Source organism: Adlercreutzia shanghongiae (genome assembly GCF_035830635.1).
In the GTDB taxonomy this organism is placed as follows: Bacteria; Actinomycetota; Coriobacteriia; order Coriobacteriales; family Eggerthellaceae; genus Adlercreutzia; species Adlercreutzia shanghongiae.
On record NZ_JAYMFI010000003.1, the window covers coordinates 365,666 to 384,921 of the forward strand.

General features: G+C 62.7%; 19 protein-coding genes. 11 read left to right on the forward strand and 8 right to left on the reverse strand.

Annotated features, from left to right (window positions below; genetic code table 11):
• Positions 1 to 199: 199 nt before the first annotated feature.
• Together VJ923_RS03650 and VJ923_RS03655 are read right to left on the reverse strand one after the other, a co-directional pair.
• On the reverse strand, positions 200 to 688 hold the full coding sequence (locus VJ923_RS03650) for a hypothetical protein (protein ID WP_326438642.1): 489 nt from the start codon (positions 686 to 688) through the stop codon (positions 200 to 202).
• A 20-nt stretch (positions 689 to 708) separates the two neighbouring features.
• Positions 709 to 957: a hypothetical protein gene (locus VJ923_RS03655; protein ID WP_326438644.1), complete on the reverse strand. Its 249-nt coding sequence runs from the start codon at positions 955 to 957 to the stop codon at positions 709 to 711.
• 133 nt (positions 958 to 1,090) lie between these two features.
• Here VJ923_RS03655 and VJ923_RS03660 point away from each other — a divergent pair, with 133 nt between their 5' ends.
• Positions 1,091 to 1,582 carry a hypothetical protein gene (locus tag VJ923_RS03660; RefSeq protein ID WP_326438646.1) on the forward strand — a complete coding sequence of 164 codons (492 nt, stop codon included), beginning with the start codon at positions 1,091 to 1,093 and terminating at the stop codon, positions 1,580 to 1,582.
• Positions 1,583 to 1,860: 278 nt separating this feature from the next.
• Here the strand turns inward: VJ923_RS03660 and VJ923_RS03665 are convergent, their stop codons facing one another.
• A complete protein-coding gene (locus VJ923_RS03665) occupies positions 1,861 to 2,478 on the reverse strand; it encodes a helix-turn-helix transcriptional regulator (protein ID WP_326438648.1) in 618 nt (205 codons plus the stop codon).
• Positions 2,479 to 2,667: 189 nt separating this feature from the next.
• Here VJ923_RS03665 and VJ923_RS03670 point away from each other — a divergent pair, with 189 nt between their 5' ends.
• On the forward strand, positions 2,668 to 2,937 hold the full coding sequence (locus VJ923_RS03670; RefSeq protein ID WP_326438650.1) for a hypothetical protein: 270 nt from the start codon (positions 2,668 to 2,670) through the stop codon (positions 2,935 to 2,937).
• A 73-nt stretch (positions 2,938 to 3,010) separates the two neighbouring features.
• Here VJ923_RS03670 and VJ923_RS03675 read toward each other — a convergent pair whose 3' ends face one another.
• From VJ923_RS03675 to VJ923_RS03685, 3 genes are all read right to left on the reverse strand, one after another.
• The gene (locus VJ923_RS03675; RefSeq protein WP_326438652.1) at positions 3,011 to 3,457 is read right to left on the reverse strand and encodes a GNAT family N-acetyltransferase; all 447 of its coding nucleotides are present in this window, start codon (positions 3,455 to 3,457) and stop codon (positions 3,011 to 3,013) included.
• A gap of 211 nt (positions 3,458 to 3,668) precedes the next feature.
• Positions 3,669 to 4,838: an ATP-binding protein gene (locus VJ923_RS03680; protein ID WP_326438654.1), complete on the reverse strand. Its 1,170-nt coding sequence runs from the start codon at positions 4,836 to 4,838 to the stop codon at positions 3,669 to 3,671.
• Between the two features lie 148 nt (positions 4,839 to 4,986).
• The gene (locus VJ923_RS03685) at positions 4,987 to 6,381 is read right to left on the reverse strand and encodes an MFS transporter (RefSeq protein WP_326438655.1); all 1,395 of its coding nucleotides are present in this window, start codon (positions 6,379 to 6,381) and stop codon (positions 4,987 to 4,989) included.
• A gap of 425 nt (positions 6,382 to 6,806) precedes the next feature.
• Here VJ923_RS03685 and VJ923_RS03690 point away from each other — a divergent pair, with 425 nt between their 5' ends.
• From VJ923_RS03690 to VJ923_RS03710, 5 genes are all read left to right on the forward strand, one after another.
• On the forward strand, positions 6,807 to 7,004 hold the full coding sequence (locus VJ923_RS03690; RefSeq protein ID WP_326438657.1) for a type II toxin-antitoxin system HicA family toxin: 198 nt from the start codon (positions 6,807 to 6,809) through the stop codon (positions 7,002 to 7,004).
• Between the two features lie 17 nt (positions 7,005 to 7,021).
• On the forward strand, positions 7,022 to 7,429 hold the full coding sequence (locus VJ923_RS03695) for a type II toxin-antitoxin system HicB family antitoxin (protein ID WP_326438659.1): 408 nt from the start codon (positions 7,022 to 7,024) through the stop codon (positions 7,427 to 7,429).
• Positions 7,430 to 7,437: 8 nt separating this feature from the next.
• Positions 7,438 to 7,743, forward strand: coding sequence for a thioredoxin family protein (locus VJ923_RS03700; RefSeq protein ID WP_326438661.1), 306 nt, complete (start codon positions 7,438 to 7,440; stop codon positions 7,741 to 7,743).
• Entirely contained in the window at positions 7,740 to 9,236 is a 1,497-nt protein-coding gene (locus VJ923_RS03705) for a DUF2252 domain-containing protein (RefSeq protein WP_326438663.1), read from the forward strand. The genes VJ923_RS03700 and VJ923_RS03705 overlap by 4 nt, the downstream gene beginning before the upstream one ends.
• Positions 9,237 to 9,378: 142 nt before the next feature.
• On the forward strand, positions 9,379 to 10,860 hold the full coding sequence (locus VJ923_RS03710) for a GGDEF domain-containing protein (protein WP_326438665.1): 1,482 nt from the start codon (positions 9,379 to 9,381) through the stop codon (positions 10,858 to 10,860).
• A 92-nt stretch (positions 10,861 to 10,952) separates the two neighbouring features.
• Here the strand turns inward: VJ923_RS03710 and VJ923_RS03715 are convergent, their stop codons facing one another.
• On the reverse strand, positions 10,953 to 11,588 hold the full coding sequence (locus VJ923_RS03715) for an LOG family protein (RefSeq protein WP_326438667.1): 636 nt from the start codon (positions 11,586 to 11,588) through the stop codon (positions 10,953 to 10,955).
• A gap of 145 nt (positions 11,589 to 11,733) precedes the next feature.
• Here VJ923_RS03715 and VJ923_RS03720 point away from each other — a divergent pair, with 145 nt between their 5' ends.
• Entirely contained in the window at positions 11,734 to 12,756 is a 1,023-nt protein-coding gene (locus VJ923_RS03720) for a VanZ family protein (RefSeq protein WP_326438669.1), read from the forward strand.
• Between the two features lie 48 nt (positions 12,757 to 12,804).
• On the opposite strand, the gene VJ923_RS03725 is transcribed toward VJ923_RS03720, so the two are convergent.
• Positions 12,805 to 13,767, reverse strand: coding sequence for a helix-turn-helix transcriptional regulator (locus tag VJ923_RS03725; RefSeq protein WP_326438671.1), 963 nt, complete (start codon positions 13,765 to 13,767; stop codon positions 12,805 to 12,807).
• A gap of 365 nt (positions 13,768 to 14,132) precedes the next feature.
• On the opposite strand from VJ923_RS03725, the gene VJ923_RS03730 reads away from it, so the two are divergent.
• From VJ923_RS03730 to VJ923_RS03740, 3 genes are all read left to right on the forward strand, one after another.
• Positions 14,133 to 15,575: a basic amino acid/polyamine antiporter gene (locus tag VJ923_RS03730; RefSeq protein WP_326438673.1), complete on the forward strand. Its 1,443-nt coding sequence runs from the start codon at positions 14,133 to 14,135 to the stop codon at positions 15,573 to 15,575.
• A gap of 301 nt (positions 15,576 to 15,876) precedes the next feature.
• Positions 15,877 to 16,998, forward strand: coding sequence for an aminotransferase (locus VJ923_RS03735; protein ID WP_326438676.1), 1,122 nt, complete (start codon positions 15,877 to 15,879; stop codon positions 16,996 to 16,998).
• 548 nt (positions 16,999 to 17,546) lie between these two features.
• The gene (locus VJ923_RS03740) at positions 17,547 to 18,926 is read left to right on the forward strand and encodes a uracil-xanthine permease family protein (protein ID WP_407651366.1); all 1,380 of its coding nucleotides are present in this window, start codon (positions 17,547 to 17,549) and stop codon (positions 18,924 to 18,926) included.
• The last annotated feature ends 330 nt before the right edge of the window (positions 18,927 to 19,256 follow it).

Genomic DNA, 19,256 nt, shown 5'->3' on the forward strand with positions numbered 1-19,256 from the left:
ATCAGGCGAGTAGGATCCTCAGGCGGCATACCTGTGACGAACGGGGAGGCACGATAGCGGGGACGGTTGCGGGTTTCTGTTGACGGCTACGAGGAATCGGGCGTTTCGATGTGCGGCGCCATAATCAAAAGCTTGACTAAGAAACGAAAGGGTAGCCCAGGGGAAATGACCCTGGGCTACCGGGATAGATATGCTTGAGCTATTTCTTCATGTAGTTGACTCCGAGAATGGTTAGCGGAACTCCAATTGCGGCAAGAAGAATCGCGCCAGAATGGTCGTAGAGATTGATCTTGAACTTGCGCTTGTCAGAGCATTCGGTGTGTGCGTGGTTCTTGTTCGCCTCAAGCCTCTGGTAGCACCTCTCCCGCTCATCTTCGCTGATGCTTGGGTCGTTGATCCGCTCCCAGCATCGTTTGTCGTCCTCGGACAGCATATCCATCATCGACTCGTGCGTCTTCGACTCATCCTCAAGAAATGCCGGGATTTTGTCGAGCAAACTCTTGACCGATGCGGCTGCGTTGCCTGCTGCTGCCGGGAACTGCTCAGTAACTAGCCGCGCTGTTTCCGATGGCATATTTCTCAGATCTGAGACGAGGTTAAGCAGCTTAGTCTTTTTGACCTTCCGGAAGTCTCCGTCCAGGTCGAGGTTGTCGCTTACATACTGCTCGGTGCTGATCGTGCTTTTCATGTTTCTATCCCCCTCAATTCTCAAATCAGCTCATCCTTGTGCCTGTAAAGGAAGCGGTGCGTTTCCGCGTCGTCGGCGACCCACTCGTCGTCGAAGCGACTGTCCGCCCAGGACGTCTTTCCGCGCGCCCTGACGTGGAGCTCGCCGTCTTCGATGCTGTAGTCGCGCTGCTCTCGGAAGTTCCTCCCCTCGTAGTAGGTCGAGGTGGTGAACCCGTCGTTGTCGTCCAGCAGCTGCTGTCGCACGGCCTTCGTCAATCTCAGTCCCATGGTTATCTCCTTTGTTCGGGTGCTTCGATGTTTCATATTCTGACGTTTAAGGGGAAAATGGATACATGCAGGATTCGCGAAAAACAGGTGTCGTTTTCCTCATTTTTCGCGAAAAGTAAGAAGGGTTTTCGCGATGGCCGAAAAGAAGGAAAAGGAATACTCGAGCCTATACGAGCAAATCAGACACGAAAAGTTGAATTGGACCAGGGCAAAGGCCTCTCTTGAACTGAAATGCATCGACGAGAACAGGCTTGAGCGGATTGAGAAGAATCGCGCCGCCATAAGGCCAGATGAGGTGCTTATCATGGCGGAAGTCTACGACGAGCCCTCTCTGTGCAATTACTATTGCGCGATGCAGTGCCCGATCGGGAAAGACGGGGAAGTTCCTTATATCGAACAGCCCGAGCAGTCAGAGCTGCCGATAATCGTTTTGCGGATGATAGCATCGCTCAACAGCACGAGCCAGATGAAGGACAGGCTCATCGAGATTGCCGCCGATGGGGATGTCACTGATGATGAATTGGAGGAGTTCGAGGTAATACGCCGAGAGCTGGAAAAGATAACGTCGACGGTTAAGACGTTAGAGATGTGGGCCGATAAGACAATCAAGAGAGAGGCGAAATGAAGCGAAATAGGCTCCTCTTGCTCGTGTTCTGGCCAGTCGTCAACGTCCTCCCGTTCCTGGCAACCCTCGCTGCAGCCGCGCAGCCAGTTATGTAGTGCTTGGGGTATGTTTGCCGTGGGCGGCATTGAAAGTGGTACCGTTTTGAAATCAGTATGCAGACAGAATGCGCTTTGGCCTGTGTGCAAAAAATGTCTTTGAACTGGGCTCGATGTTGCTGGTCCGAATGAGACACCCTAGGAGCCTAGGGTGTCGCAGTGCGCCACTCAAAAAGTTGAGGGCTATCGCAATGCATTCACGAGCAGAGTTAATGCGAACGCGACGATCAGCCCGGCTCCGGCACCACAGGCGATTTGTACCGCAGAGTACAGCACGGGCTTTCGCCTCGAAAGCGCGTCGCTGTCCTCCGGGGCCTCTTCTCCGTCCATGAAAGCGCTAATCTCGCGGTAGGTCACAAGGTTGTGGCTCTTCTTTATTCGCTCGATCTTCGAAGAGAGCATGAGCGAGGGAATCCAGCAGACGACCATGGCTGCGATACCCGCCAAAGACCCCGCCGTCATGTACGGCACTGGCGTAGGGTCTTGCCAAACTGCGTGGAGCCCAACCATGCAGGCAACTCCCATCAGGATGAGCGCAGCGGAACCGATAGACATTCGCTCCATCGTCACTGCGTCCTTGCTTATCATGTTCTTCATTGAAATCACGTCTCCTTTCACGAGTTCGTCTATGGAGACGCTGAAAAGCTGGCTGAGCAGAAGCAGGCTCTGCACGTCCGGATAGGTCTTTCCGTTTTCCCAGCTGGACATCGTCTGGCGTGACACATAGATTTCATGTGCGACGTCCTCCTGGGAAAGACCGAGCCGTTCGCGGTTGGCTTTCAGCTGCTCTGGCAACTCCATCGGTGTCTCCTTTCATGAGACGAGGTTTCCATTCGCCGTTCGAAAATACCACCAAGATGGCTTTACATCGGGCCCTTTGAATTTGTTTACGGTGTCAAAGGTGCTTTACAATTGGCGTTGACCTGGTGTTAGCAAAATGAAGCTCTGGTCAAGGGGGCCGGCGATCTTATCAATGTAGCGAGGAGAATAATGGTGGAATACAAAGCTTTGCAATCAGAGGAGATCAACAGGGAGCTGTTCAACGATTTTATTCGCCACCAAGTCGTCACGAAGTGTTGGCGCAAAGAGAACGGCAAGTGGGCCAGGGAGAGAGGGGCTGGGAAGCTCTACATATCTGCGCACTCGGCCGCCGAGACCCAAGCTTTTTACAAGTCGATGGGTTGCGTCGAAGCAGAAGTCTATAGCCAAAAGCATGTTGAGGATGAGCCGTTCGATTGCCAGCTGGAATGTGTTCTTTAGGGGACCGAATCCGTTGCGAAAAACTGGCTGCACGTTGGCTGAGGAGCCGTCATCGAGAGACGTGCACATGCGCCTACTGCAGGGGTCTTCGCAAGTAGACCATGTCCTTTAGCTGGACGCCGCATTCGATGATCGGATGGTCGTAGTTTTCCGTGAAGAAGTCCTTGACCCTGTGACTGCGAACGAACCCGCATTTCTCGTAGAAGGGCACGGTGGCCGGGCTATCGCCTGTTCCGACCTGCAGAATGGAATAGCTTTCCCGGTGCTTTTCCGCGACGAATTCTATGAGGGCCTTCCCGTATCCTTCGCCCTGATGCTCAGGCACGGTGGCGATGTTCTTGATCTCGAGAACGCCGCTCCCTTCGTCGGTTGTCACGCACACCGCTTTCACTCCGCCGTCGTCAAGGACGTACATAGTCCCGCTTTCCAGGTAGCGGTCTATCATGTCTTCCTGCTCGTCAGCCAGAAGCAGCAGCGGGAGAAACCGCTTCTTGTCCTCGGTCACTGTTCGAATTTCCACGTCGCCTTGCACCTTTCGACCAACTTGCAGTTCTTCGACACGCCCCTCGGCGCTACAGGAGGCGCCCGAAGTCGCCCCAGTCGCCCTACATCTTCCCTTGCCTGGTCTGCTTGACGAGCCGGGCCAGGCGCTTGTCAAGCTCCCGGGATCGGATTTGGCGCGCTGGACGTTGCTGGCGCGGATCCTTTAGGAGCTTGATGGCAAAGCGGTCTCAGTAATTCAGCCCGAAGGCCCACAGGGGGATGACGTTTCCGTGGCCGTATTCGATGTCGTCCTTCACAATGAAGCCGCGCGCTGCGTCGCGGAGCTGCTTCGCGCCCTTGCTCCTGCCGCCTACTTCGAAGGTGGCGCCGTCGATTTGGAAGTCGGATATCGGCGAGCTGAAGACGTGCTGGTTGACGCGCATTTGGTTGAAGAAGAACGTCTCGCGAACGGTGCCGATATCGGGCGTTCCATCGCTGAGGTTGTAAAGAATATTCGCGTTATCCAGATAGGCCTTCTCGACCTTCCCCAGGCCGTTGATGCTCGTCGAGGACTCGCGCAGCTGGGCGATCATGCCGGCCTTCTCGATGAGCATAAGGTAGTCCTCGAGGTTGTTGCGGCTGGCTCCAATCTGGGCGGCCAGTTTCGTCATGTTGGGCTTGAAGGGGGCGAGCGTGCTGACGAGGGCCATCAGCTTGCGCAGCTTGCGACCGGTCGAGGCGTTCATATTCGCGAACTGGGGGATGTCGACCTCGAGCGTGCGGTTGATAACCTGCGCGAGCTCGATGGGGAAGTCCGGGTCCTGGCCGAAGGGGTAATAGCCGCTGATGAGGTACTCCCTGAAGTAGGGAAGCGGGTGGCTGACGCCGGGGATGGAGGCGCGGTTTTCGAGGATGTCCTCGAGTGAGAAAGTGGGCGCTTCTATGCCGTGGCGCATGGCGAGGAACTCCCGGAACGAGAGGCCCTGGAGGTGGTACTTCGGTGCCCGGCGGCTGAGGTCCGCTTCGCCGCGCTCGATATCGAGAATCGACGAGCCGGTGAAATACACGTGCATGTCGGGAAACGAGTCGTAGATGGCCTTCAGCTCGCGGGACCATCCCTCGTACTTGTGAATCTCGTCGAGGTAGAGGAAGGTGCCGCCGCTTTTGCTGAAGGCCTCGGCCGTATCGAAGAGGGTATGGTCCGAGAAGTACAAGTTGTCTGCCGAAGCGAAGAGGGCCTGCTCGGCCTGATCCGCGTGCTTGATGCGTTGCAGGAAGAGCGTGGTCTTGCCGACGCCTCGGGGGCCGACCACGCCGAGCATACGGTTGTCCCAGTTTATGCGGTCGTAGACATATCGGTGGAAGTCGCTTGCTGTGTTCTCGAGCAGGCGATACATTGTTTCGTAGAGGCGTTCCATGACAAACCCTTCAAAATGCACTCATTCAGTGCGGAAATTGTACCATATACGCACTCATTGAGTGCGATTTTTGGCAAAACATGCACTCAAAGAGTGCAGGTTCGCGAATCGTGGGCTGCCAGGAAGTAGGGCGTCGGGCTTTCCGTGCTTATCCCTCGTCCAGGGCGCGTACCGACTTGGGCAGGTACAGCACGAGGCCGAGCGCCAGGCAGGCCAGCCCGTCTACCAGGAAGAACGGTGCGATACCGATGACCTCGGCCAGCACGCCGCCGATGGCCACGCCTACGGGCGTGGCAAGCCCCATGGCGGCGGTGAGCAGGCCCATGGCGCGGCCCATCTTGTCGTCGGGCACGTTGCGCTGGGTGAGCGTCATGGTGGGCCCGTTGAACCAGGCGCAGGCCACGGCCATCAGGGCCATCAGCCCGACGAAGGCCGGGAAGGCGCTGGACGGCAGAAGCCCGCAGGCCGCCGTAGTCGCGCCCACGATGACGGCTGCCACGGCGATGAGCCCCGCCAGGCGCTTGCCGCCGCCCCAGGCGATGAGGATGCCCGATCCCACGAGCATGCCCACGCCGAAGGCCCCTTCGACGATGGAGGCCGCGTAGCCGTCGCCGCCGAAATAGTCGTAGGTCATAAGCGGGCACACCGCCGAAAGCGGCCCGAAGATCATCATGCCCACCGTCACGCCGGCAATCAGCAGCACCAGCCCGCGCGTCTTCGCGATGGCGCGCCAGCCGTCCGCCAGGTTTGCCAGCACGTGCTGCGTTTCCGCGGAGGCGTCCACCACAGTGGGGATCTTCGCTAGGGTCAGGCCCAGAATGGCCACGCAGGCGCCGGCGAAATCGAGGAACATCACCGACGAGAACCCGAGGGTGGTGTACAGGAAGATGCCGAAGGCCGGCGCGCCGATGGAGGCGACCGACGCCAGCAGCTGGTCTAAGGTGTTGATGCGCAGAAGGTGCTTGTCGGGCACGAGCATGGGCATGGCCGCCATCATGGCCGGGCTGTGGAAGGCCTGGCCCACCGCGCGGGCCACGCAGACGGCGAGAAGCAGCGGAATGGACACGTCGCCGGCTAGGATGAGCAGGGCCGCCACGAGCGAGATTATGCCCACGGCTCCGTCGGCGGCAATCATGATGAGCTTGCGGTTGTGCTTGTCGGCCACCACGCCTCCGAACGGCGAGATGAGGCCGATGGGCAGCATGACGGCGATGTTCATGACGGCCAACGCCAGGGCGCTTCCGGTGGACTCGGTCACGTACCACACCACCGCGTAGCCGGCGGCGTAGCTCGTGATCATGGAAACGGCTTGGCCGGCCCAGATGAACGCGATGATGGCGAGCCAGTTTTTCGGCAGCGGCAGGCCGGCGGCGCTCAACGTGGCCGCGGGCTCGGATGCGGGCGCGGGCTCGGACGCAGGTGCGGGCGCGATCTCGGGCGTTGCGGGCGCAGGTGCGGGCGCGATCTCGGGCGTTGCGGGGCCGACGCCGGCGGGACGCTCGACGGCGTTATCGGTAGGGACAGGGGGGAATTGTTCGGTCATGGAAATCTCCTTCAAGGGTGCAGATGCGTCGCGCGCGTGCACGGACATCTTCAGGGTGCGGTTGCGGAAGGGGTTGCGCCAGCGATTTCAGGTTGCAAAACGGCGCAACAAGAAGTTGCCCGCGATGGGCAACCGTGCTCTCAGCTCTGAGAGGGTTCTGTTACAGCGCCAGCATTCCGGCCATCAAAACACCCAGCCTTGGTCGATTCCAATGTCCGCCCAGTGTAGGCGAGGATGATGGAAAAAGTCAACAAAAACTCTCGCGCAAAAAGAACATTTGTACTATAATAGAACAAATGTTTAGGTTGGTTCGCCTAACTCTTCCAGAGGACAGCCGCTTCTTCGATACGAGAGGGGCTTTCTGGCGAAGTCTCTCTAGTTTACGAATATAAAAATATTTGTTACTGTAGAGGGGCGATGAAAGCATGAAGGGGTATTCTTCAAGGGAAGTAATTCAATTGCTCAAGTCGGACGGATGGTTTGAGGTTGCAGTGGTAGGAAGTCACCATCAATTCAAGCATTCCGAAAAGAAGGGGCGCGTGACGGTCAAGCATCCTGTCAAGGATATCCCTCGCAAAACCCTTGAGTCCATAGGGCACCAGGCCGGCCTTGAGTTTTCTTAGGTCGGAGAAGGAAGGTGATGATGGTGAAAAAGCCCGAGCGCTATTTTTATCCCGCAGTGTTCTCATACGCAGAGGGCGAGGATATTGCCGTGGTCTTTCCCGACTTGGATGTAGCAACAAGCGGCGCGAACGAGGACGATGCGCTTCTCTCGGCCCGCGAATTGCTTGGATGCGTCATGTTCGGGCTGGAGGAAGAAGGCGAGTGCATCCCGCAGCCGACGCCGCTGAACGAGCTGTGCCTTGCGGCGGGAGAGAAGACGGTGCTCGTTGACGCTTATATGCCCTCGGTTCGCCAGGCGCAATCGACAAAGGCTGTCAATCGCACGGTTACCCTGCCCGCATGGCTCAATGCCCTGGCGGCCGAGCACGGGATAAACTTTTCCCAGACGCTGCAGGTGGCTTTGCGGCAGCAGCTGGGGGTGTAGGAGGCGCGATGCTGGAACTGACGAAAGAGAACTTCGATGCCCGGGTGACCGACGCGTCTGGCGTGGTGCTCGTGGACTTTTGGAGCCCCGGCTGCGGCCCGTGCCGGGCCATGGAGCCGGTGCTGGAAGCGGTGGCCGAGCGCCATCCCGAGGCGGTCCTCGCGAAGCTGGATGCGGCTGCTTATCCCGATATCGCCTGGGCGTTCGGCGTGGTGAGCGTGCCGACGCTGGTGCTGTTTTGCAACGGCGTGCCCGTCGGCGAGATCGTAGGAGCGGTGCCCGCCTCGCGTGTGGAGGAGCTGCTGGCAGCATGAGCGAGAAGTTGAAGAAACTGCGCAAGTCGCTGGAGAAGCCGGCGAAGCCCGCATCGTCGAAGGGGCGCTCGGCGGTGGAGGCCGCGCGCGCCGCGGCCCAGCACCGCATGGGCGCAGACCGCGTGCCGCCCCGCGCCCCCGGCTATGCCATTGCGCGCGCCCGGGGCAAGGAGGCGCGCCAGCGTGTGAGCCGCACCGAGCTCGGACGCTGGGAAGTTCAGCAAGATCGCGCCGCTGCCCTAGATCTCGTCTTCGCCCAAGACGCCGACCGCCTGCCCGATCTGATTCCCGAGCGCCACAGCCGCATGGCGGCCAACCCCTTCGCGTTCTACCGTGCCACGGCTGCTTCCATGGCTGCCGACCTGGCCACGCTGCCCGACACGGGGATCGTCGTCCAGGCCTGCGGCGATGCCCATATCGCCAACTTCGGCGGCTACCGCTCGCCCGAGAGCAACCTCGTCTTCGACCTGAACGACTTCGACGAGACCTCCCGCGCCCCCTGGGAGTGGGATGTGAAGCGCCTCGTCGCGTCTGTGGCCATCTGCGGCCGGCATCGGGGTTTCGGCGACGATTGGTGCGACAAGACTGCCCGCCTCACGGCCGAGAGCTACCGCGCAGCTATGGCGTACTTCGCCGAGCTGGGCGCGCTGGATGTGTGGAACGCCTACATCGACGTGGGGCATGTGCTGGAAAGCCTGGCCGACCACGTCAGCAAGGCCGATCGCCGCCAGGTGGCTGCCGACCTGAAGCGCGCCTTCTCCAAGACCCATAAGCGCGCCTTCGACAAGCTCGTCACCATGCGCGACGGCCAGGCCGAAATGGTGTACGACCCACCGGCAATCGTGCCGCTGTGCCGCTTCCTGTCACCGGACAACGCCGAGCGCGTGAAGGAGGCGCTGGCGACGCTCATGGAGGGCTACCGCGGCGCGCTTCTGCCCACCTATCGCCTGCTGCTTGAGAACTACCGCGTGCTCGGTATCGCCCAGAAAGTAGTGGGCGTGGGCAGCGTGGGCACGCGCTGTTGGGTGGCCGTGCTCACGGGCACGGAGGTGGCCGACCCGCTGGTGCTGCAGATTAAGGAGGCGAACGCCTCGGTGCTCGAACGCTGGTGCAGCGCGAGCCCCTATGCCTCCCATGGCGAGCGCGTGGTGCAGGGCCAGCGTCTCATGCAGGCCACGAGCGGCGTGCTTCTCGGCTGGACGAGCGCCCCCGGCTTTGACGGCGTGCGTCGCGACTACTACGTGCGCCAGCTGTGGAATTGGAAGATGTCGGTCGATTTGGAGAAGGCGAGCGCCGATGAGCTGGAGATATACAGCCAGCTGTGCGCCTGGACGCTCGCCCGCGCCCATGCTCGCACCGGTGACCGCGGCGCTATTGCCGGCTACCTCGGCACCTCCGAGAAGTTCGACCGCGCCATGGCCGCCTTCGCCCATTCTTACGCCGACCAGAACGAGATCGATTACGCGCACTTCCTCGCGCGCATCGGGGGATAGCCGCCTGGGCTGTCGTCCGGGTTGCCCAGCGTTCGCTTTTGAGCGAATAATTCGCCGATGAAGTGCTATCATAAAAAAATTACGGTACGTTGCCGGCGCTGATTGGCCGGCGCGCGCGTTCGCCGAGGAAGAGGGAGCCCGCATGGTGTCATGGAGCCGCTTGTTTCGCAAGGAGGAAAAGCCCGCCGATAGCGACGGTGTCTCGTCATACGCCGGTGCGGAGGCGGCCGCCTGCCCGTCCGCTCCCGCAACAACTCCGGGCGATTCGCCGGATGCCCCCACGGCAGGAAGCGCCTCTGCGACCGACTCCTCTGCGGCCGACGTCTCGCCGGCTCGTCGCGATTTTCTCGACCAGTTCCCCGGCGGCATGTTCCGCTACAAGGTCGAGGGCGATGGGCCCATCGATCACATGAGCTCGGGGCTCGCGCGCTTGTTCGGCTGCGACGACGAGGCCCAGTTCCGCGCGCTGACGGGCGGCACGTTCAAGGGCATCGTGCATCCCGACGATTGGGAGCAGGTGAGCACTTCCATCGACGAGCAGGTGGCCCGCAGCGACAGCGATTACGTGCGCTACCGTATCGTCTGCGCCGACGGCGAGGTGCGCTGGGTGGACGACTGGGGCCATTTGGTGGAAAGCGCCGACGGGACGCGCTGGTTCCACGTGACGCTCATGGACGCCACCGACCGTGTGCGCGAGAAGGAGGCGCTGCGCCGCGCCAATGAACGCCTGGAAATCATTACGGCACTTTCCAACGATGTGCTCTTCGATATCGAGTGCTCCACCGGCGAGGCCCACGTGTACGGCGACTTCGAGGGTCGCTTCGGCCGCGCGCCCGAGCAGGCCGACTTCGTGGTGCACCGCCGTTGCCAGAAGCCGTGCAGCCTGAACATCACCTCCTACGACCTATCCCCGCTCATGGAGCAGATCGGCGAGAACTCCCTCGTCGACTTCGAGACCTCCACGCCCGGCCCCGACGGTGAGCCGGTGTGGTACCGCTACCAGTCGGTCGTGCTCTACGACGAGGATGGCGGTCCGGTGCGCCATGTGGGGCGCCTGCTGGATACGAGCGAGGCCGCCCAGCGCGAGAGCCAGTTCCGCCGCAAAGCCGAGCGCGACAGCCTCACGGGGCTCTATAACCGCGCCGCGGCGCTCGACCGCATCGAGACGCTGCTCGCCAGCGACGACCGCCCGTGCACGCTCATCGCGGTGGATGTGGACGACTTCAAGGGTGTGAACGATACCTACGGGCACCTGGAGGGCGATGCTGTGTTGAAGGAGCTCGCCGCCTTCCTGTCCCAGGTCATGCGCAAGGAGGACGTGGTGGCCCGCATGGGCGGCGACGAGTTTCTCATCTTCGCGCCGGGTCTTGCGGCCGGCCCCGCCACCGACCGCGTTTTGGAGCATCTGGCCCGCGGCCCCTTCGCCACCCAGCGCGCCACCGACGAGGCCGCTCTCGCGGAAGGCCGTCGGCCGGCTCATGCGGCGCCCTCCATCAGCATCGGCGCCGCCTGCTGTCTCACGCCGCCCATGCCCTTCGAGGAACTGTACGCCGTGGCCGACAGCACGCTGTACCAGTCGAAGGAGGCGGGCAAGGCCCAGTATCGCCTGACAGTGATCGGTTAAGCGCCGGCACGGACGCGTCCGAAGCTCGTTTTCTAAAGAACGAAATGCCCCGCGCGGTTGTCGTGCGGGGCGCTCTGCATGGGCTCTCGGTCCTAGCCCTTCTGCAACAGCGGACCCTCGCAACGGGCGCGCGGGCGCTCGTCGGCCGTGGCTATCAGCTGGGCCAGCTCTTCCACCGAACGGGGGAAGAGGCAGCGGTCCAGGTCGCACTGGTCGAAGAAGCGGCGGTCCACCATGGACGCCAGGAATGCGGCCAAGGGATCGTAGAAGCCGTCGATGTTCAGCAGAAAGCACTCGTGCGGGCCCAGGTCGAGCCGCACGCGGGTGATGATCTCGGAGATCTCCTCAAGGGTGCCCACTCCGCCGGGCAGCGCCACGAACACATCCCCCAGCTCGATCATCTTGGCCTTGCGCTCGCCCATGGTCTCGCACACGATGAGGTCGGTCAGGTCGTGCTGGGCCACGCCGGCCTCGATGAAGAACGCGGGCTCCACGCCGATGACGGGTGCGCCGCCGTCGATGGCTGCTCGCGACACGGCGCCCATAAGCCCCACGGAGCTTCCGCCGTAGACGAGGGTGTGCCCGGCTCGGGCGATCCAGGCGCCCAGCGCGCGGGCGGCCTCTTCGAAACGCGGGTCGTCGCCGAAGTTCGACCCGCAGTACACGGTGATGTTCATACGGTTCTCCTCATTGGTGTGTTTCAGCTGGTCGGAGAAAGAACCCAGCATAGCACGACCCTCGAAGGCGGGCAAACGGCGCCTGCGTCGACGGCATCTTACGGACCCCAATCACTTCCCTTACTTTGCCGTCACCTTTGCTGCGACACATCCGCGGTCCCGCTATGCTGGGTGCCAAAAGAGGAAAGGAGCGGCTGTGGGAGCCATCAAGCACTTCTTGGGAAGCTATACCGACAACTTCGCGGCGGCGCTCATTCTGTGGCCGCTCGCCTCGTTCGTGCTGACGCTGCCCATTTTGGCCTACCTGTACCACCGCGACGGTCGGCTGCGCTTCGGCTCGTTCGCGGGCACCTACCTCGCCGTGCTCTACGTGCTGGGCCTCGGGTGCTTCACGCTGTACCCGCTGCCCGCAGGAGACGCGGGGCCGGGCATTACTTACGGCGTCGCTCCCAACTTCAACCCGCTGAACTTCGTGGGCGACATCCAGAAAGACGGCCTGCGGGCAGTTTTCCAGCTGCTGTTCAACGTGGTGTTCTTCATGCCCCTCGGATTCATCGCCGGGCGTCTTCTGCGCCTGCGCTTCCTGCCGGCAGTGCTGCTGGGGTGCGCCACGTCCATGTTGATCGAGGCGGCCCAGCTCACGGGATTCTTCGGCCTGTACGACTACGCCTACCGCTGCTGCGATGTGGACGACGTCATCACCAACACCCTGGGCGCGGCGCTCGGCTGGCTTTGCGCGTGTCTGCTGGCCCGCGTGGTGCCGCCGGGCCAGCTGGCCGATGCCGAGCCCACCGATCGCCCGGGTTTCGTACGTCGCTGCGTGGCCCTGTGGATCGACCTCATGATCGTGGGGTTCGCCACCGTGGTGCCCTATGGGGTGGTGGCGCTCGGACTGGAAGCGGCGGGCGCGACGGCGCTGCAGCTGCCGGGGCTCACGGCGACTCAAACGGCCGAGGCGGTCATGGGCGTCTGCGGCCTTGCGGCCCTCGTTCTCGTGGAGCTCGTCATCCCGTGGCTCCGCGATGGCTCCACGCCGGGCGGTTCCTTCGTGCGCATGACCTTCGAGACGCACCCGCGCACAACGGGCTACCGCGTGCTGTTCTATGTCGCCCGCAGCGCCACGCTGGTGGCGGCCCTGTGGGTGTGGCCGTGGCTCATTCCGCTGCTGCTCATCTTCTACCTGGTGAGGCGGGAAATGCCCTACGATTTAATTCCCTGAGGCGCCCCTTTGGGCGGAAAGCGTCGGTTTTCGTCGTGCTGTCGCGCGCTAGGCGTTCTTCCAGAAGTCCTGCACGAGGGCCTGGCGCCCCGGCTGCTCGGTCTTCTGCAGAATGCGGTGCACGTACACCTTCACCGTTGAGAGGGCGATGGTGAGCGTGGAGGCGATGTTCTGGTTGTCGCGCCCCAGCAGGATGAGGCGCAGCACCTCGCGCTCGCGATCGGTGAGGCCGTAGCGGTTGCCATAGGCGAGTAGGTTGTCGTCGATGTAACGCTCTCGTCCCGCGCCCTCGTCGGTGGGCGGCGCGTCGAACCGCAGCGAGAGCGCGCGGAACGCGTAGAAGCAGGCGAAGGCGGCGCAGCCCAACGTGAGCAGGTTCTCGAAGTAGTTGCGCTCGGCCTGAAGCGCCACCGGCCCCAAGGATACGAACTCCACTTGTAGGGCCACGAAGAACAGCGCGTCTTCCGCCATGATGCCGACGACGAGGGCCGTCGCCGCGACGAGCACGGGGCGCCCGCGTTCGAGGCGGCAGCGTTCGACGGGATCGGTGGTTCCCAAGTAGCGGACGAGGGCGAACAGCAGCATCCAGCAGATGTAGAACGCGCGCATGGAGTAGAACCAGAACCGCATGGGGCCCTCGCCGGCAAAGGGGAGCAGGGCGAAACTGCCCGCGAGAAACACCACGGCGGGTGCAATGTGGAGCGCCCGGCGCCGCTCATCCACGTAATCGCAGACGACGAGCCAGAAGAAGGTGAGGCTTGCGCCGCCGATGAGGATGGTGACTACCGTGCGGCCCAGCAGATAGGCGGGGTCGAGCGAGGGGCCGAATAGGGCCGCGGCGATGTCGTCTTGCAGCATGAAAGCCGTGTCGAAAAACGCGCAGAGAAAACCGCCGCAGGCGAGCAGCATGATGCGCTTGCGCGATACGAGGAACGCCGAGAAGCAGGACGCCGCCGCCATGACGCCTGCCAGCAGCACCACGAGGGTGAAATAGTAGGTGAGGAACTCCACAGCATACCCCTTTGCGTTGCGAGATCCGTCTCATGCGCGCACCATGATACCGCAACCCGGGCGCGTTGTCGGCACCAGGTATCGGTGTCCGCCGCTTCACCTGCGGTTTATCCAAGATGTATCCCTTACTTTACCGCTCATATATCCCCTTGCTTCCCAGGCGTACACCTCGCTGCTGGCTCGACGCTGCGTCTGCGGGCTGCCATAGTCGCCCGTGGTCGGCGCACTGCCATGGGCCGACTCCTTCCCGTTTCAGCGGGAAGCCTTATGGGAGGCCCGCAACCGGCTGGCGCGGGCCTGCGGGAATCGCGGGCGGCATCCCTCGCCGCCCGTACCTATCAGCGACATGAGAGAAGGGAAACCTCATGGAAGAGAAAGAGGGTACGAAGGGAATCGGGCTGATCGGCCTTATCGGCATGGTCGTCAGCTCCTGCATCGGCACGGGCGTGTTCGCCATCACGGGGCAGCTCGCCCAGGTGGCGTCACCGGGCGCGGTGCTCATCGGCTGGCTCATCGTGGGCGTGGGCTTCCTGGCCCTAGCGTTCTCGCTGAACAACCTCACCGAGAAGCGCAGCGACCTGCACGGCATTTTCTCCTACGCCGATGCCGGCTGGGGGCCGCTGGCCGGGTTCATCTCCGGTTGGGGCTACTGGCTGTCGGCGTGGCTCGGCAACGTGGCCTTCGCCACCATGATGATGTCCACCATCGGGTACTTCTACCCCGATTTTCTGCCGGGCAACACGGTGCCCTGCATTATCGTGGCGTCGCTGGTGATGTGGGGCATCACCTACCTCGTCATCCGCGGCGTTGAAAGTGCCGCTGCCCTGAACGCCGTCGTCATGGTGTGCAAGGTGGCCGCCATCGCCGTCACCCTCGTGTTCGGAATCTTCCTGTTCAACGCCGGCATCCTCACCGCTGACTTCTGGGGCAACGTGTACAACAACGCGGTGGCCGCCGGCGAGTACGGCCCCGATGCGGTGGAGCTCGGCGGCGTGGGCACCCAGGTGTTCAACTGCATGATCATCATGATGTGGTGCTTCGTGGGCGTCGAGGGCGCCTCGGTGGTGTCGGCCCGCGCAGCCCGCAAAAACGACGTGGGGAAGGCCACCCTCATCGGCTTCCTCTGCCTGATGGCCATTTACGTGGGCGCCTCGGTGCTGCCCTTCGGCTACATGCCCTACACCGAGATCGCCGCGCTCGATTACCCCGCGCTGCTCTACGTGTTCGAGTCCATGGCGCCGGGTTGGGGTGGCCCGTTCATCTCCATCGCCATCATCATCTCCATCCTGGGCTCGTGGCTGTCCTTCACCATCCTGCCCGCCGAGACCACCTCGGAAATGGCCGACTACAAGCTGCTGCCCGCTTCCTGGGGCAAGCTGAATGCCAAGGGCGCGCCGCAGTTCAGCCTCATCGTGGTGGGCGCCTGCATCCAGGTGTTCCTCATCGTGCTTCTGTTCTCGGCCGACGCCTACGACTTCGCGTTCTCCATGTGCACGGTGGCCATCGTCATCACCTGGGCCTTCGCGGCCGCCTATCAGGCGAAGTGGGGCGTGCAGAACAAGAACATGGTGCAGGCCGCCATCGGCTTTGTGGCTGTGGCGTTCCAGGTGATCGGCGTGCTGTTCAACGGCTGGTCGTTCTTGCTGCTCACCTGCGTGGGCTACATTCCCGGCTTCATCATCTACGTGAAGGCGCGCCGCGACTACGGCCATGCCGTCACGGGCGGCGAGAAGGCGTGCATGGCCATCGTGAGCGCTCTCGGCGTCCTGTCCCTGGTGCTTCTGGCCATGGGCGTCATTTCTATCTAAGCCTGTCCGGCGCGAGGGGCGGGGCGCATCCCCGTGCTCAAGCAATGGCTCGCTCGGCGGAACAGTCCACTGGACTGTTCCGTTCGCTGAGCAACCTGCGCGCGGGGACACACCCCGCCCCTCGCGCCTTCTCAACCAAGGTTGAGCGAAGCGAGAACGCGCGGTGTTCTGACCGAGCGAGTTCCGCAGCGACGAGAACAGGACTCAATGTCCTGTTCTCCAAAGCGAGGACTGTCTGAGCGAATCAGAATGCCGCGCGGTCTCGCCCCAGGGGACCTTCAACGGCGCAAAGGAGTAAGTTATGGACATTAAGACTATTGGTGTTGAAGATTGGCTGAACGTTTGGGAGAAGAGTGCGACCTACGATATCGCGCAGTCGACCATTGCCTCCCTGTCCATGGGCGAGATTCTCGCCTTGGACGGCCAGGAGGGCGCCACGTTCTACGAGCGGCTGAATCGCGAGAAGATGAACTACGGCTGGATCGAGGGCTCGCCTGAGTTCAAGGCCGAGGTGGCGAAGCTCTATCGCACCGAGATCGACCCCGACTGCATCCTGCAGACCAACGGCACCACAGGCGCTAACCTCATGGCGCTCATGCAGCTGGTGGAGCCGGGCGATCATGTGATTGCGGAATACCCCACCTACCAGCCGCTTTACGAGATCCCCCGCACTCTGGGCGCCGAGGTGGAGTACTGGCACCTGCGGGAGGAGAACGGCTGGAATCCTTCCATCGAGGAGTTGAAGGCTCTTGTGCGCCCGGATACGAAGCTCATCTGCATCAACAACGCGTCGAACCCGCTCGGTGCGGTGCTCAATCGCGAGATGCTGGAGCAGATCGTGGAAATCGCGCAGTCGGTGGGTGCCTACGTGCTCTCCGACGAGGTGTACCTGCCGCTGGAGAACACGGAGAACTTCTGGTCCATGGCCGACCTGTACGACCGCGCCGTGGTGACGAACTCCATCTCGAAGACCTACTCGGTGCCCGGCGCGCGGGTGGGCTGGACGGTTTCTAACCGTGAGCTGGCCGACAAGTTTCGCGTGTACCGCGACTACACCATGATCTGCTGCGGCGAGTTCAACGACGCGCTGGCCACCTACATCCTGCGCAATCGCGAGGCGGTGCTCGAGCGCAACCGCGAGATCGTCTTCCGCAACCTGGGCATCGCCCAGGAGTGGATCGACAACGAGCCCCGCGTGACGTGGCAGGCGCCCAAGGGCGTTTCGGTGGCCTACATCCAGTGGGACATTCCCCTGGACGACGAGGAGTTCTGCATCAAGCTTCTGAAGGAGCAGGGCGTGCTTTTGGTTCCGGGGAGCCGCTTCGAGCTGCCGGGCGGCGCGCGCTTGGGCTACTGCGCGCCCGAGCCGGTGCTGCGCGAAGGCCTGGCGCGCCTCGGTACGGCGCTGCGCCAGTTCGACTAGCGCGGCGGGGCGTCGCGCTGGCTCGGCCAGCGCGGTGCGCGCCGTGTCGGTCCTGCTGATGCGCCGTGCCTGCTGTTGCATTCGCCTTTCTCGCTATCCGAAACGATTGCCTTAACCTTCGTTTCCGGAGCTGACGAAGAGGCCGTCTCCTCGGAGGCGGCCTTTTGCTTGGAAATCGACGGTTATCGTAGTGCAGTCGGTGTCGCCGCGCGAATTGTGAAGAACTCACCTGGGAAAACGCTGGGTCTGAGGCCGGGTGAGCCGCGGCCAGACTACGCTAACCGTCGATTTCCAAGCAATTCGCGGGACCGAGCCCGTTTTGTGCGAACGCTCAGCAGCTTGCGGGGTGTTTCAGCCCCTCGCGGAGGCGAAACGGGATGGCGGCGGGGGCCGTGCCATAATAGGCGAGGTCGGCTCGCAGGGCGGCCGCATTCGGGCTGATGCACGGCGCGCGCGGCAGCCCGAACGGAGCGCGGGCTTGCGGGCGGCCATCTGTCCGCCGCAACGATGAGAGGTTTTCCGTGAGCGATACCAAAACCGTGCCCACCATGGGCGCCGCCGATGCCCCCGATGCCGTCTACGATGCCCGAAAACTGGGCGCCCCGAAGATGACCGTCTTCGGCATCCAGCACATGTTCGCCATGTTCGGCGCAACCATTCTCGTGCCTACGCTCACAGGGTTGTCGGTTTCGGCAACCCTTTTGTTTGCCGGCCTCGGCACCCTGCTGTTCCACTTCCTCTCGAAGGGGAAGGTGCCGGCGTTCCTCGGCTCGTCCTTCGCGTTCATCGCCGGGTACGCGGCCATAGCCCCCAACGGCGAGGCGCATCTTCTGCCCTACGCGTGCTTGGGCGTTGCCTGCGCGGGCCTTCTGTACCTCGTCATCTCGGCGCTGTTCAAGGTGTTCGGGCCGCGGCGCATCATGCGCTTCTTCCCGCCCGTGGTCACCGGCCCCATCGTCATCTGCATCGGGCTCATCCTGGCCTCGTCGGCCATCGCGAACTGCGAGACTAACTGGCCGGTGGCGCTCGTGGCCATCGCCATCATCGTCATCAGCAACATCTGGGGCCGCGGCATGATCCGCATCATCCCCATCCTGCTCGGCGTCATCGGCTCTTACGTGGTGGCCGCCGTAGTGGGGCTCGTGGACTTCACGCCCGTGGCCGAGGCCTCGTGGGTGGGCCTGCCTGTGCTCTGGGACAACACGGTGTTCGCGCTGTTCGGCCCGCAATTCGACGCCGGCCTGGCCATTACCGCCATCATCACCATCATGCCGCTGGCCTTCGCCACCATCATCGAGCATATCGGCGACATGTCGGCCATCAGCTCCACCTGCAACCGCAACTTCATCGCCGAGCCGGGTCTGCACCGCACGCTGCTGGGCGACGGTCTGGCCACTATGCTGGCGTCGCTCTTCGGCGCCCCGGCCAACACCACCTACGGCGAGAACACCGGCGTGCTGGCGCTGACCCGCGTCTTCGACCCGCGCGTGGTGCGCATCGCGGCCTGTTTCGCCATCCTGTTCTCGTTCTGTCCGAAGTTCGCGGCGGTCATCTCCTGCATGCCGGCCTGTGTTATCGGCGGCGTGTCGCTCGTGCTCTATGGCATGATCTCAGCGGTGGGCATCCGCAATCTGGTGGAGAACCACGTGGACTTCATGGCCAGCCGCAACGTGCTCATCACGGCGCTTATCCTGGTGCTGTCGCTCGGCATCGCCTACAGCGCGGCCGGCGCCATCACCTTCGAGGTGGGCGGCGTGACCGTGGCGTTGTCGGGCCTGGCCGTGGGCTCTATCGTGGGCATTGTGCTGAATATCGTGCTGCCGGGTAAGGAAGAGGCGTGGGACGGCGGCCTGGCTGCCCAGGCCGAGGCCGACGATGTGCCGCTGCCCTTGGAGGCGGAAGTGACGAACCTGCCTATCGCGGATTAGGCTGTCAGCTCGCCCCAATCGCCCGCACGCGCCCTGCCCATCTCGGATTAAGGCGTCTGTCCGGTCGAGAGCGGCCCGGGGTGTCCCGTGCTCAAGCAATGGCTCGCTCGGCGGAACAGTCCACTGGACTGTTCCGAACGCTTTCGCACCTGCGCGCGGGACACCCCGGGCCGCTCTCGATCTACTCTGCTCAATACTGGGGGATTGCCTGTTCTCTACTCGTGCTGGGGAAGCCATTGGGCGAGCACGACGGCCTCGTTCTCCTTTTCGTTGCGGGCGGCGTACAGCAGCGTGACGCGCGGGTAGGCCGCCAGCGCGGGGCTCGCGATC